The sequence below is a fragment of the Phaeobacter sp. NW0010-22 genome, assembly GCF_040365955.1.
In the GTDB taxonomy this organism is placed as follows: Bacteria; Pseudomonadota; Alphaproteobacteria; order Rhodobacterales; family Rhodobacteraceae; genus OMPR01.
Window position 1 is genome coordinate 179854 of sequence record NZ_BAABWT010000006.1, and the last position, 14280, is coordinate 194133.

At 55.7% G+C, this 14280-nt stretch carries 16 protein-coding genes; all 16 read left to right on the plus strand.

What is annotated here, in order from left to right; genetic code table 11:
• The first annotated feature begins 133 nt into the window (after positions 1-133).
• The 16 genes from pyrG to ABWV33_RS14670 all read left to right on the plus strand — a co-directional run bounded on the left by pyrG (position 134) and on the right by ABWV33_RS14670 (position 14126).
• On the plus strand, positions 134-1777 hold the full coding sequence (pyrG, locus tag ABWV33_RS14595; protein WP_113823349.1) for a CTP synthase: 1644 nt from the start codon (positions 134-136) through the stop codon (positions 1775-1777).
• A 133-nt stretch (positions 1778-1910) separates the two neighbouring features.
• Positions 1911-2417 (plus strand): hypothetical protein, encoded by a 507-nt coding sequence (locus ABWV33_RS14600; protein ID WP_353331770.1) that lies wholly within the window; start codon positions 1911-1913, stop codon positions 2415-2417.
• Positions 2418-2650: 233 nt separating this feature from the next.
• A complete protein-coding gene (locus tag ABWV33_RS14605) occupies positions 2651-2944 on the plus strand; it encodes a DUF1330 domain-containing protein (protein ID WP_113823347.1) in 294 nt (97 codons plus the stop codon).
• Between the two features lie 42 nt (positions 2945-2986).
• Positions 2987-3427: a tellurite resistance TerB family protein gene (locus ABWV33_RS14610; RefSeq protein ID WP_113823346.1), complete on the plus strand. Its 441-nt coding sequence runs from the start codon at positions 2987-2989 to the stop codon at positions 3425-3427.
• Between the two features lie 41 nt (positions 3428-3468).
• Complete coding sequence (locus tag ABWV33_RS14615) at positions 3469-3921, plus strand: tellurite resistance TerB family protein (protein ID WP_353332003.1); 453 nt, start codon at positions 3469-3471, stop codon at positions 3919-3921.
• Between the two features lie 5 nt (positions 3922-3926).
• Positions 3927-4655 (plus strand): phosphate/phosphite/phosphonate ABC transporter substrate-binding protein, encoded by a 729-nt coding sequence (locus ABWV33_RS14620; RefSeq protein WP_353332005.1) that lies wholly within the window; start codon positions 3927-3929, stop codon positions 4653-4655.
• Positions 4656-4659: 4 nt separating this feature from the next.
• Positions 4660-5472 carry an SDR family NAD(P)-dependent oxidoreductase gene (locus tag ABWV33_RS14625; protein ID WP_353331772.1) on the plus strand — a complete coding sequence of 271 codons (813 nt, stop codon included), beginning with the start codon at positions 4660-4662 and terminating at the stop codon, positions 5470-5472.
• Between the two features lie 149 nt (positions 5473-5621).
• Positions 5622-6398 carry an ABC transporter ATP-binding protein gene (locus tag ABWV33_RS14630; RefSeq protein ID WP_121998724.1) on the plus strand — a complete coding sequence of 259 codons (777 nt, stop codon included), beginning with the start codon at positions 5622-5624 and terminating at the stop codon, positions 6396-6398.
• A gap of 33 nt (positions 6399-6431) precedes the next feature.
• On the plus strand, positions 6432-7154 hold the full coding sequence (locus ABWV33_RS14635) for a transporter substrate-binding domain-containing protein (protein WP_353331774.1): 723 nt from the start codon (positions 6432-6434) through the stop codon (positions 7152-7154).
• 102 nt (positions 7155-7256) lie between these two features.
• Complete coding sequence (locus ABWV33_RS14640) at positions 7257-8144, plus strand: ABC transporter permease (RefSeq protein WP_113823341.1); 888 nt, start codon at positions 7257-7259, stop codon at positions 8142-8144.
• A gap of 91 nt (positions 8145-8235) precedes the next feature.
• Positions 8236-9042 (plus strand): ABC transporter permease, encoded by an 807-nt coding sequence (locus tag ABWV33_RS14645; protein WP_164619573.1) that lies wholly within the window; start codon positions 8236-8238, stop codon positions 9040-9042.
• Between the two features lie 264 nt (positions 9043-9306).
• Positions 9307-10083 carry a CHASE domain-containing protein gene (locus tag ABWV33_RS14650; protein WP_353331776.1) on the plus strand — a complete coding sequence of 259 codons (777 nt, stop codon included), beginning with the start codon at positions 9307-9309 and terminating at the stop codon, positions 10081-10083.
• 9 nt (positions 10084-10092) lie between these two features.
• The gene (locus tag ABWV33_RS14655; protein ID WP_353331778.1) at positions 10093-10326 is read left to right on the plus strand and encodes a nucleotidyl cyclase domain-containing protein; all 234 of its coding nucleotides are present in this window, start codon (positions 10093-10095) and stop codon (positions 10324-10326) included.
• Between the two features lie 385 nt (positions 10327-10711).
• Complete coding sequence (locus tag ABWV33_RS14660) at positions 10712-12031, plus strand: glutamine synthetase family protein (protein WP_353331780.1); 1320 nt, start codon at positions 10712-10714, stop codon at positions 12029-12031.
• 59 nt (positions 12032-12090) lie between these two features.
• The gene (locus tag ABWV33_RS14665) at positions 12091-12768 is read left to right on the plus strand and encodes a type 1 glutamine amidotransferase (RefSeq protein ID WP_353331782.1); all 678 of its coding nucleotides are present in this window, start codon (positions 12091-12093) and stop codon (positions 12766-12768) included.
• The gene (locus ABWV33_RS14670; protein WP_113823335.1) at positions 12768-14126 is read left to right on the plus strand and encodes a glutamine synthetase family protein; all 1359 of its coding nucleotides are present in this window, start codon (positions 12768-12770) and stop codon (positions 14124-14126) included. Before ABWV33_RS14665 ends, ABWV33_RS14670 begins: the two co-directional genes overlap by 1 nt.
• Positions 14127-14280: the final 154 nt, after the last annotated feature.

The following is a 14280-nucleotide window of genomic DNA, read 5'->3' on the forward strand; positions in this document are numbered from 1 at the left end:
CCGCAACAGCATCTTGCGGTTCTCTTGCGTTATGCGCGCGAATCCTTTATATGCGAAGTCCCGTGATGCAGTGGTTTTTTAAAGACCACCGGGCACCTAAATTCTGACCATTCACGGGGGCAGCCGAACAGACATGGCACGTTTCATTTTCATCACTGGCGGGGTTGTGTCCTCTCTTGGCAAAGGTCTGGCTTCGGCCGCACTGGGATCTTTGTTGCAAGCGCGCGGTTTCTCAGTCCGTCTGCGCAAACTTGACCCCTATCTGAACGTTGATCCCGGCACGATGTCTCCGTTTGAACACGGCGAGGTTTTTGTCACCGATGATGGCGCTGAAACCGATTTGGATTTGGGGCACTATGAACGTTTCACTGGCGTTGCAGCCCGCAAGACTGACTCGGTCAGCTCAGGTCGGATCTATTCCAACGTGTTGGAAAAAGAACGTCGTGGCGATTATCTCGGCAAAACCATTCAGGTGATCCCGCACGTCACAAATGAGATCAAAGATTTCATCTCAATCGGCGAGGATGAGGTTGATTTCATGCTCTGCGAAATCGGTGGTACCGTGGGTGACATCGAAGGTCTGCCGTTTTTCGAAGCCATCCGTCAGTTTGCCAACGACAAGCCGCGTGGCCAGTGTCTGTTCATGCACTTAACTCTGCTGCCCTACATCAAGGCCAGCGGTGAGCTGAAAACCAAGCCAACTCAGCACTCGGTCAAGGAACTGCGCTCGATTGGCATCGCCCCCGACATTCTGGTCTGCCGCTCCGAAGGGCCAATCCCTAAGAAAGAGCGCGACAAGCTGGCCCTATTCTGCAACGTGCGCCCCGAGTCGGTGATTGCCGCGCAGGATTTGAAATCTATCTACGAAGTGCCTCTCGCCTATCACCGCGAAGGCATGGATCAGGCGGTTCTGGATGCGTTCCAGATCACCCCGGCCCCAAAGCCCAATTTGGCCCGTTGGGATGATGTCGCGGACCGGGTGTTCAACCCCGAAGGCGAAGTCAAAGTCGCCATTGTTGGCAAATACATCCAGCTTGAAGATGCGTATAAATCCATCGCCGAGGCTTTGACTCACGGTGGCATGGCCAATCGCGTCAAGGTCAAGATCGAATGGGTCGACGCCGAAGTTTTTGATAAAGAAGACGCAGCACCCCACCTCGAAGGGTACAGTGCGATTCTTGTACCCGGTGGTTTTGGTGAACGCGGCACCGAAGGTAAGATCAAAGCAGCCCAGTACGCCCGCGAGCACAAAGTGCCCTATCTGGGTATTTGCTTGGGCATGCAAATGGCCGTGATCGAAGCCGCCCGGAATGTGGCTGGCATCACCGAAGCAGGATCCGAAGAGTTCGATCACGAATCCGGCAAGAAGCGGTTCGAGCCCGTCGTCTACCACCTCAAGGAATGGGTTCAGGGCAACCACAAAGTTGAACGCAAAGTCGGCGATGACAAAGGCGGCACCATGCGTCTGGGCGCGTATAACGCCACCCTGACTGAGGGATCGAATGTCGAGCGGATCTATGGCACGACCCAGATCGAAGAGCGCCACCGTCACCGGTATGAAGTTGATATCAAATATCGCGAACAGCTGGAAAAAGTTGGCCTGAAATTCTCTGGCATGAGCCCCGACGGACGCTTGCCAGAAATCGTAGAATGGGCCGATCACCCTTGGTTCATCGGGGTTCAATTCCACCCTGAATTGAAATCCAAACCCTTTGCGCCGCACCCATTGTTTGCGGATTTCATCCGCGCCGCTACAGAAAACTCGCGCTTGGTTTGATCCAATATTACCCGCCTCTTATACCAGAGGCGGGTTTTACCGCATTTTTCCCTATCCCCACCCCAGCACGCCAATTGCCGAACACTGGTCTTGTGCTAGATTTATGTCATTCCCTCAAAGGACTGACCTTCAGATGACATCCGGCACCACCATCACTGTCCATGACCACATGCAAAGCGGATACAGCTACACCCTTTCAGCCAGTCCCGGTGATGTGGAGAATGATCAGTTCAAACCACATTATTCACCCAAGCAGATGCTCGAAATGGGTGTGTTTGAGGGGAAGTATTGCTCCGACTGCCGGGATGAATTTCCCGCTGACTGGTTCGAAAACGCCAAACTCAGCCCGACCGCAAACCCTGAACTCAACTATTTTGGAATCAAAAGCCGCCAACCCCTATCCGTTTGGCAGGACAAGGGATGGATCATCGGACCAGATCCCCGCGGATGGTTTCAGTGGTACTGCCGCTATTACCTTGGTCGTCGCCTGCCAGAAGTCGACGCCCGGCAAATCAAACGCTGGCGTGCCTTTGCGCGCCATGCGGGGCAGATCCGCGCCAACTGCCACCCCGGGGATATTTTTTGCAGACCTCGCCAACGGCAGGGCCTACTTCAATGGTCGCATGATCCTTTGATCTAACCCAAAGCTCAGATGCCAACCGTCTCTCGGCATCCGTATCCATTTATATCATCCACGGCCGATCCCTTCGGCCCCTGCCAACCATAACTTGGTCAGCACATCATTCAGTCCTTCGAATATCATCATGCTCTCACAGTAGTGTGATACTGTGTCCGCCTTTTAGGTGGCCTTGAAAACTGATTGCGCCGGGTGCCAATCCGCGCCACCCTGCCCAAAACAACAGGAGAGTAGATATGGCCAAAGGCTATTGGGTAGCCCACGTAGATGTGGATGACATGGAAACCTACAAGAATTATATTGCCGCAAATGGCGAAGTGTTTGCAGAATATGGCGCCCGTTTTCTCGTACGTGGCGGAGGCCGTCAAAATCCCGAAGGTCAGGCCCGCGCGCGCACCGTTGTAATTGAGTTCAAAGACTACCAAACAGCCCTAGAGTGTTACAACAGCCCTGGTTATCAGGCAGCCAAAGCCCTGCGTGATCCGGTTTCCAACGGGGATTTGGTGATTATCGAAGGCTATGACGGGTAGTTCCCACTTGGCGGGACGCAAAATATGGGGTAATTTCGGGTCATGTTGAAAAAGCTCTTTCAGGCGTTCCGCCCCTCTGAAACACCAAACCTGCCCGATCCGGATGCCGAATTGGCGCTTGGGGCTCTTTTGGTGCGTGTTGCCAAATCGGACCGCGAATATCAGGTCGAAGAAATCAGCCTGATCGACCGCATTCTGGCCCGCCTCTATCAACACAATGCGATCGAGGCCGCAAAAGTGCGCGCAACCTGCGAAAAACTGCATTCAGCGGCGCCGGAAACGGACACGTTTGGGCGCCTGATCCGCGAAACGACCGGGTTAGAAGAGCGTCTGGCAGCCCTTGATGCCCTGTGGGAAGTGGTCCTTGCTGACGGCAAACAGCAAGAAGGCGAGCTAAAAATCGTCGAAGAATCACGTATCGCGATGGGCCTTAGCGTCAAAGACAGCCAAGCCGCGCGTACCCGGGCAATGAATAAGATGTGAATGTCTTGGCCCGGATAAAATCCCGGCCTATACCTTCTGTTATGTTTCGCGATTTCCTCTCCAAGCTGATTCAGCCAGAGCCCGCCCCCCTTGCCGATACGGATGCCCGTTTGGCGCTGACTGCCCTTTTGGTCCGTATCGCACGGTCTGACAACGACTATGCGCCGCAGGAAATGGCCCGGATTGACCGGATCACCGCCACCCGATACGGGCTCAGCCCGTTTGAGGCAGCGGGCCTACGCTCCAATGCCGAAGTGCTGGAATCCGAGGCACCAGACACTGTCCGCTTTACCCGCGCCATCAAAGACGCCGTCCCCTATGAGGATCGCCGCGCTGTGCTTGAGGCCGCTTGGTCTGTGGTTTTGATAGATGACGAGCGCGCACAAGAAGAAGACGCTGTGCTGCGATTGGTCTCAAATCTCTTGGGAATCAATGACCGTGATTCTGCACTTTGCCGCCAAGCCGCTGCGCGTCAATTGGGACATTCATCTTGACCGCCATGCTGGGCATGTACGACATGCCAGCCCTGCAATCCGCCAATGATCGGCTGTGGGCCGCTATCCGCAGCAATCTGAACGACGGCCCAGAAACTCTGGATCGCGATAGCGATTTTTGGGAAATCTGGCGCGATCCCAATATGGTGTTCTCGCAAACCTGCGGCATGCCCTTTCGCACGCAGTTGCATGGGACTGTTCAACTGGTAGGCACCCCCGACTATGGCCTGCCTGATTGCCCTGCGGGCTACTACCGCTCAGTTTTTGTTGCTGATGCAGACACGACGGGCGATCTGGCCGAGCTTTGCACGGGCGTGTTCGCGTATAACGAAGCGGTGTCCCAATCCGGGTGGGCTGCACCAACAACGCACCTAAAGGGGCTTGGCCTAAAACCTGCCAAAGTGCTGCAATCCGGTGGGCACGCCCTGTCTGCACAAGCTGTTTCTGACGGCCGCGCAGATTTTGCCGCGCTCGACATGCTGACATGGGTATTGCTGCAAGAACACGAACCCTTTGCGCAGTCTCTGCGGGTCGTAGAGCTGACAGATCCGACCCCCACATTGCCCTATATCACCGCACTAGGACGCGACCGGACCCTAATCGCGGCGGCGGTTCGCGCGGCCATCGCTGAACTCTCGTCCGAAGATCGCGACACATTGCACCTGCATGGACTAGTCGACATCCCTGCCGAAACCTATCTGGCGGTGCCGACCCCCGCTGCACCCGAGGAATAAGCCAATGATGCGGTTTGACGGGAAATGCGTTGTGATCACGGGTGGAAATGGCGGGATCGGCTTTGGGATCGCACAACGGTTTGCTTCTGAGGGGGCACATGTTGTGATCCTTGCCCGGTCCGCCGACACCGGGGTCCAGGCCGCCAAGACGTTATCCTCTAAAGACCGCCCGGCTCTGTTCCTGCAAACCGATTTAACCGATGAACCCTCAATCCTGACCGCCTTGGATCACATCCAGGACGCCTATGGCCATATGGATGTGCTGGTAAACAATGCAGGGTGCGGTTTGTTAAAAAGCCCGGTCCAACCCGACACGCCCACCGCCGAACGCTGGCAGGCTTTTCGCCAATCCAACCTCGACAGCATGGTCTTGCTGAGCGCACATGCCTTGCCACTGCTGGCCAAGGGCACAGACGCAAGCATGGTCAACATCTCGTCCACTGCAACATTGCACGGTAATTGGGGACTTTACGGCGTCGCCAAAGCTGGCGTCGAAGGGTTGACCCGTGCCATGGCCTCCGAAGGGGCACCAATGGGCATCCGGGTGAATGCCGTCAGCCCGGGCTGGATTGCGACCTCACCCGAACAGGAACACGAGGTTCTGCGCAACACGACGCAACCTCCGTCGTTGTCGGGTCGCATGGGCTCACCCGCCGATATCGCCGGGGCGGTTGCCTTTCTCGCCTCGCGGGATGCAAATTTCATCACCGGTCAGACCCTGATCGTGGATGGGGGCAAGACCACGATCGACTATCCCTCGCGCGGCATGCTCGAATCCCATGGTCACCGCGGGGCGGCACGCCCAAGCACCGAATAGACCATCAATCTGCCGATCCGGGCAAAAAACAGCATTCCCTATGGTCAATTTGTTAATTTGCCCCCTTGAACTTCCCTTTTGAACGTTGCATTGCGCCGAAAATTGCGACCTATTAGCTCATTAATCGATCCTACAACACCGGACCCAACGTGACAGACACCTCAGCCGTTATCCAGATCACCAACCTCCACAAAAGCTTTGGACAACTCGAAGTTCTTAAGGGGGTCGATATCACCGCACATCGGGGCGACGTGGTGTCCTTGATCGGGTCCTCTGGATCAGGAAAATCCACCCTGCTGCGCTGCTGCAATCTGCTTGAAGACAGCCAGCAAGGCGAGATCCTGTTCAAAGGTGAACCCGTCACTTGGAAAGGCGAGACCCACGCGCGCCGACCCGCCGACGCGAAACAGGTACTGCGTATTCGCACAAACCTATCGATGGTGTTTCAGCAATTTAACCTTTGGGCTCACATGACCATCCTGCAAAACGTGATGGAAGCCCCGATTACCGTGCTGGGTCGCGACAAAGCCGAAGTTGAGGACAGTGCCCGGCGCTATCTGGACAAGGTCGGAATTGGCGACAAATGCGACAACTACCCGGCACAGCTGTCTGGCGGTCAACAGCAACGCGCAGCGATTGCGCGTGGTCTGTGCATGGAACCAGAGGCGTTGTTATTTGACGAACCGACCTCGGCGCTAGATCCAGAGTTGGAACAAGAAGTCATCAAAGTTATCAAAGATCTGGCGGCAGAGGGACGCACGATGCTTATCGTGACCCATGACATGAAAATGGCCGCCGATATCTCAAGCCACGTGGTGTTCCTTCACCAAGGCTTGATCGAAGAAGAAGGCACGCCCGACGACGTCTTTGGCGCGCCCAAATCCGACCGGCTGCGCGGGTTTCTCTCCGCAACGCAGGCCGCATAATCATAACCAACAAAAAACGATGGGAGACACAAAATGAACAAGCTGATCCTGACCACAGCTGCGCTGGCGCTGACCGCTGGCATGGCAATGGCTGAAACTGTCCGCATGGGCACCGAGGGCGCATACCCTCCCTACAACTTCATCAACGACGCCGGCGAAATCGACGGTTTCGAGCGTGAAGTGGGCGATGAGCTGTGCAAGCGCGCCAGCCTGACCTGTGAGTGGGTAAAAAACGACTGGGATTCGATCATCCCCAACCTCGTGTCCGGCAACTACGACACCATCATCGCCGGCATGTCGATCACAGCCGAGCGTGACGAAGTCATCGACTTCACGCAGGATTACTATCCGCCGACCAACTCCGCCTATGTCGGTGCTGCCGAAGGTGTTGATGTAAATGGCGGCGTTGTTGCTGCCCAGACCGCAACCATTCAGGCCGGTCACGTTGCTGAATCCGGTGCAACCTTGGTTGAATTCGCGACCCCCGAAGAAACCATCGCAGCCGTTCGTAACGGCGAAGCCGATGCCGTGCTGGCCGACCGCGACTATCTGGTTCCTCTGGTCGAAGAATCCAATGGCACACTCGTCTTTGTTGGCGAACCTGTTCCACTGGGCGGTGGTGTAGGCATGGGCCTGCGTGAAAGCGACGGTGAACTGCGTGCCAAATTCGATGACGGTATCACCGCAATGAAGGCGGACGGCACACTGAACACGCTGCTGAAAAAGTGGTTCGGCGAAGAAACCGCCACCTACTAATCTAAATCCAGAGGGTCCGTATGGAAACATGCGGACCCTTTGCCCCACGCGCCGCGACGCCAGCCATTGGGCTGCTGCTGATGCCACCGCTCTTGGATCCTGATGTTTTCCTACTGCGCTGATCCCGATACGCTCGGAACGTTCCGCTGGTTTTCGTGTTATCTCACGAACGGCGTTCACATGTCGTTCTACATGTCTTTCCTCAAAGTTCTGGCATTGCTTGCTGTGACCGCCCCTGTTGCGTTGGGGTTTGGGTTCGCCGGTGCCATGGCCGCCCGCGCCCGTTTTGCACCGATCAGCTGGTTGGGCAAAGGATATATAGCCATCGTGCGCGGTGTACCCGATATTGCCTTCTTCCTATTTTTTGTCATTGCGCTGGATCAGGCGTTCGAGTGGACCCGCCATAAGGTGCTGTGTCCCGAATGGACCGATCCCATTCGCCAAGGCAACGACTTCCTTGTGTGCTCTGCAGCCAAGCTGCCGTTGGGCACATCGCCTGAATGGGTTCACGAAACCTATGGGTTTTCGCTGGCCGTTATCACCTTTGCCATCGTGTTCGGCGCCTTTGCGGCCAACGTCCTGTTTGGGGCCATGCGCGCCGTGCCTCATGCCCAGTTGGAAACAGCCGAAGCTTACGGGATGAGCCATCGCCAAACTTTCTGGCGCATTCTTGTTCCACAAATGTGGGTCTTTGCCCTACCCGGTCTCAGCAATCTGTGGATGGTGTTGATCAAAGCCACTCCGTTGCTGTTCCTGCTTGGCGTCGAGGACATTGTTTATTGGGCGCGGGAACTGGGCGGTACCAAGACCTCCAAATTCACCAGCTACCCGCACGGCGACTGGCGCATGTGGTATTTCTTGTTCCTGCTGGTGTTTTACCTCGCCTTTACCCGCGTGTCCGAGATCTTCCTTGAGCGCATCATGACCAAACTCACCTACGGTCAGGCCACCTCTGGGGGCGAAGCCCAGCGTAAGGGGGCACCGGCATGAAGAACCGTATTGCACACCACAACCGGGTGCCGCATGCGCCTGTGACACAGGCGCTTGCGCGCGCACGACCTCCTTTCCAAGGAGGTCGGGCATGAGCTGTCTTCAGACCATTCAGGACTATGGCCTGCGTTCTATCGGCTATGGCGAGCGCCTCCTGCCCAAATCCGATTTCACCCTGTGTGAACAATTCACCCTGATCGGATCTGGTATGATCTGGAACATCTACTTTGGTGTTCTGGCGTTGTTGTTTGGGTTCTTCTTTGCAACCGCACTGGCCGTGGCCAAATCCTCGTCCAGCCGCCTGTTCCGCAAACCGGCAGAGTGGTTCATCTTTCTGTTCCGTGGCTCGCCCCTGTTCATTCAGTTCTTCTTTGCCTACTTCCTGTTTTTGAACCTTAAGGGGGTCCACCCCTTCTTTGGCCCGTTTACCGCCGCATGGTTGGGGGCATTGATAACACTGTTCCTGAACACATCCGCCTACACGGCTGAGATCTTTTATGGCGCGCTACGCTCCATCCCCAAGGGCGACACCGAAGCCGCCGATGCCTATGGCATGTCCGGCTGGCCCCGCTTCAAACGGATCATCTGGCCAACAATGCTGCGCTTGGCCTGGCCTGCTTACACGAACGAGGCGATCTTTCTGTTTCACGCCACCACACTGGTCTATTTTTCGGGCTTCCCCGCGTGGCGTCAAAAAGGCGATGCGCTCTACTACGCCAGCTACTTTGCTGACAAAACGTTCAACCCCTTTGTGCCTTACCCCATTTTGGCGTTCTACTTCATCATAGTCACACTGGTGATTGTGGGTGTGTTCGGATTGATCAATAAACGGCTGAACAGTCACCTGCCCTCAGCACGTCGCGCCAAACTGCGCATTCGCCCCAATTTAATCCGCTAATCACCGGTATCGCCAATTCCAGATAGCACCTCACTTCACGAGAACATCCCCCTAAAGAGTGGTGTTTGCAGTGATATCGAGCAAGTTGCGGCCATACATTCTTTCTCACCCCTTTATTAATTGGATCAGCCGTTTGAGCTGTTCCGTTAAAGATAGCTATTTCAGTGACTATATGCGGTCGAAAACTCGACTTCGTCTGGCTGAGGTCATTCCACTTTTCCAGTTGCCTTTATCGGAGCATCCCTCTCTTTCGTTGCCTATGACATGTTGGAACGCGTGGAGCATGATCGTGAAACCGCACATTTTGCGCTCTCTGCCAATCACCCGATGGCAAACCTCAGCAATAGAAATCACTGCAATAGGACGCGAAGCTTTCGCCAGAAATGCAAGATATGCCGGGTTAAAAACGTTTCATATTTCCGAGCAAGGGAGGGCCGGAAGCTGATATCCACCCACTCGCGCTCTGAATATTTTCCCGTCTTCGACATGCAGCCCATATCAGGAAACGAAGCCGCTTTGAGCTTTGATCTGATGTCTGAGAGAATCCGAACAACGACGTTTGAGACAGCTATCCGGCTCTGTCGGGTTTTCGCCTCGTTGCCGATGACGCTGGTACAGGGATCGGAAAACAAACTGACTGAAACCGCATTCGGGCCTTGTGCGGATCGGTATGGAACCGCTGACATCCAAATGCTTGCAACCTTGAGTACAGATGAACGCCAGTTGATTTTTTTAAGCCAAGCCTGCGATTTAACACAAACCACAAATCCTGCCGTGTCTCAGAGTGTAGAAATCGCCAACCAGAAACGGCAGGTGATTATTCGCACTCCGCCTGAGTGGGCGACGACATACAACCATTGGCTACCCTCTCTCGCCTTGGTTTTTGGTCTAGCGCTGACCACAATCGCAACTCTTGTATATTGGTTGCGCCTTATCGGTATGGCAAAGCTATCGGCTTTGTCCGCGTCCTTAAAACTTCAGAATCGAGAACTTCGAACCGTTTTCCAGACACTTTCAAAATGTCTCCCGCAGCAACTTTGAGGTGCGGTTATGGACGGAGAATCCCGAGACGACATTTCAGCGAAACCCAACCTCTTGACCATCTTTATAAGTAAAATTGAGGGCCTCACCGAGGTTTCGAGCACTTTGGATCCAGCCGACCTGACCCAGATTCTGAATGAATATTTTGCTGGAATGTCTCAGATCGCCGCGCGCGACGGAGTGGCACTGGGCAAATACGTTACAGACGCAATCATCATGTTTTTTGACGACCCGGTTAGTTAAGGGCAAAAGCAAGACGCCATGAATGTGTGTCGATGGCGTTAGAAATGCAGGCACGTTTGGTGGTTCTAATCGGATGCCTAACACGATCATTGGGCTATACGTAAATTTCACAGCCCGCGTGCAAAAACAGGGCATCTTGGATGGCGTAACTGTCACTGAAAACAACCTCTGATCTAGTCCAAGACGCATTCGATATAGCGGATTGCAGGCAAGTTCACCTCAAGGGAGTTTGCATGAGAAATGTTTACGGCCGAAAGGCTCATAAGATTCATCTTCGCCCCCTTCAGTCTGGCATGGTTTCTTAACTCCCAATAATTTGATCATATTTCGTGACAACCTGATTTCCCTCCGGTACATCTCAACTCATAGCATTCAGGAGAGCACCATGGACGTTAGCCACCTGCACACTTTGCGCATCGGAATTTGCGATCTGAACGGCCAGATGCGTGGCAAACGCGTGCCCTCGGCTTATGCAACCAAGCTCAGCACTGGCGCGGTCAGAATGCCCTATTCGGCTCTTAACGTGGATCTGTGGGGGGCTGACATTGCTGACAGCCCACTGGTGTTTGAAACGGGCGATGCCGACGCAGTCCTGCTTCCAACCGATAGGGGGCCCGTGCCCATGCCGTGGATCAACAGCCCAACAGCGCTGTTTCCCATGACAATGCACCACGACGATGGCACCCCGTTTGTCGGTGACCCGCGCCACGCGCTTGCCGCCGTGTTGGACCGCTATGCCGCGCGGGGCTGGAAAGTCATTGCCGCAACCGAGATGGAATTCACATTACTGGATGACAGCGGCACCTCACCACTGCCTCCAATAAACCCGCTGACACAGCGCCGCCTCGTTAACGAATCCGTCCTCTCCATGGCAGAGCTGGATGCCTTTGATGGCTTCTTTACCGATCTCTATGACGCCTGCGAAACCATGGAGATACCCGCCCAAACTTCGATCTCAGAAGGCGGCGTCGGCCAGTTCGAAATCAACCTGAACCACCAAGACGCACTGCGCAGCGCAGATGACGCTTGGCTGTTCAAGGATCTGGTGCGCGGCCTTGCCCGCAAACACGGGTTCGCTGCGACCTTCATGTCCAAACCCTATGCCGATGACGCAGGCAACGGGATGCATGTGCATTTCTCTGTCGTAGACAAATTCGGACGCAATATCTTTGATGATGGCGGCCCAGACGGCACCGATCTTTTGCGCCAAGCCGTGGCTGGATGTCTTGCTGCTATGCCCACCAGCACATTGATCTTTGCCCCGCATGGCAATTCCTATGACCGACTGGTCCCCGGTGCCCACGCGCCCACCGCGGCGTGCTGGGCCTATGAAAACCGCACCGCCGCCATCCGTATTCCCGGTGGCGCACCCGCAGCCCGCCGTATCGAACACCGCGTTGCAGGTGGCGATATCAACCCCTATCTGATGCTCGCCAGCGTCCTCGGCGCGGCCCTCATCGGTATCGAGGATTCCATAACACCGCCGCCCCCGATCACCGGCAACGCCTATGAGGTTCCCAATGTCCCGCAACTGGCCGCCAATTGGGCCGAAGCGATCACAGCACTGGAAACCGACCCGCTCATAACGCGGATTCTGCCCGCTGATTTGATCCGCTATCTTGCCATGACCAAACGCCAGGAAATCGCGCGTTTCGCAGATCGCCCGCCAGAGACCCATTGGCTGAGCTATTTGAACGCAGTGTAACGACTTGCTGCGTCTCCCAGTCTTCGTCTAGCGTGAAACAGCCCAACATCAGGTGATATATGAAAATCGGCATCCTCCTCGCCGGCCACACGCCAGACCCACTTCGCGAAACCCATGGCAATTTTGACCAGATGTTCGCGCGCCTCTTGAACGGCCGGGATTTTGAATTCAGCAGCTTTGACCTACTAGACGGGGCAAGCCCTTCGGTGGATCAAGCCGATGGGTGGCTGATCCCTGGCTCCCTGCACGGCGTCTACGAAGACCACGCTTGGCTCCCCACACTTGAACAGCTCATCCGCGATATCAATTACGCGAAAAAGCCGCTGATCGGCGTCTGTTTTGGCCACCAGATCATCGCCAAGGCTTTGGGCGGACAAGTCGAAAAATTCCAAGGCGGCTGGGCTGTCGGATATACCGAATACGAGTTGGACGGCAAAACCATCGCCCTGAATGCGTGGCATCAGGATCAGGTGATCGCAGCCCCAAACAATGCCCGAACCCTCGCCAGCAACGCCCACTGCGAACACGCGGTGCTGGCGTACGGCGACCACATCTGGACCGTACAGGCCCACCCCGAATTCGACGGCCCCTTTATTGATGGCCTGCTTCAGGATTATGGCCCCGGCGTCGTCCCAGATGACCTGCTGCACGCCGCCGCCAATCAAACACAGGCCCCAACCGACGCCGCATGGCTGGCCACTCAAATGGCAGATTTTTTCCAGAAAGCGAGGGCCTGATGGCCGATTGGACAGACAACCTCCCCGAAGGCGCACGCACCTATCTCGAAGGGCGTCGGTTGGACGAAGTCGAATGCATCATTTCAGACCTGCCGGGCATTGCCCGAGGTAAGGCCGTACCCGCTAAAAAATTCGCCCGCCAAAGCTATTTCCACCTGCCTGACAGCGTCTTCTATCAGACCATCACCGGCGATTGGGGCGAGGCCGCGGACGAAGACGGATTCATCGAAAAGGACATGATTCTCAAGCCTGATTTCTCCACCGCTACCGCCGCTCCCTGGACCGGGGACTGGACACTTCAGGTGATACACGACGCTTATGACCGGGACGACAACCCCATCCCGTTCAGCCCTCGCAATGTGCTCAAACGCGTTGTGCAGCTCTATCGTGACAAAGGCTGGGAACCGATTGTGGCCCCGGAAATGGAGTTCTTTCTGGTCGCCCGCAACATCGACCCGGCGCATGAAATCAAGCCGATGATGGGACGATCAGGCCGCCCGGCCGCCGCCCGTCAGGCCTATTCGATGACGGCCGTGGATGAATTTGGCCCCGTCATCGACGATATCTACGACTTTGCCGAACATCAGGGGTTCGAGATCGACGGCATCACCCAAGAGGGCGGTGCAGGTCAACTGGAAATCAACCTACTGCATGGCGATCCCGTCAAACTGGCGGACGAGGTATTCTATTTCAAACGCCTCATCCGCGAGGCGGCTCTGCGTCACGATTGTTTCGCCACCTTCATGGCCAAACCTATCGAACACGAGCCCGGCTCTGCCATGCATATCCATCATTCGATCATCGACATCGAAACTGGCGAAAATATCTTTTCCGGTCCTCAGGGCGGCGAGACCGACGCCTTTTACCACTTCATCGCCGGGTTGCAGACTCACCTGCCCTCGGCTTTGGCCGTCATGGCACCCTATGTGAATTCCTATCGCAGATACGTCAAAGACCACGCCGCCCCGATCAATCTGGAATGGGCCCGCGACAACCGCACAACTGGCATCCGCGTTCCCCTATCAAGCGCATCGTCCCGCCGGGTCGAGAACCGGATCGCGGGCATGGACTGCAACCCTTATTTGGGCATCGCCGCATCATTGGCCTGCGGCTATCTGGGTCTGATCGAAGAAAACCGCCCCCGTCGCCAATTCAAAGGCGATGCTTACGAGGGCGAAGGCGATATCCCACAAGTTATGGGCCAAGCGCTTGATCTGTTTGAAGAGGCAACCGCTCTACACGAGGTCCTCGGCCCTGATTTTGCCCGTGTCTATGGCATCGTCAAACGCGCGGAATATGACGAGTTTCTGCAAGTGATCTCGCCTTGGGAACGCGAACACCTGCTGCTCAACGTCTGATACCAGCAACAGCCATCCCTAAGACAGTCCAACCCGTCCAGCCGCCGCAGCTGGGCGGGTTTTTCTATGGGATAAACCCACGCGCATGTGCGCCCAGTGCCGCAAAAGACAGCAACAGACCTTGGCAATTTCGAGTCTTTGTTTTACATTTACC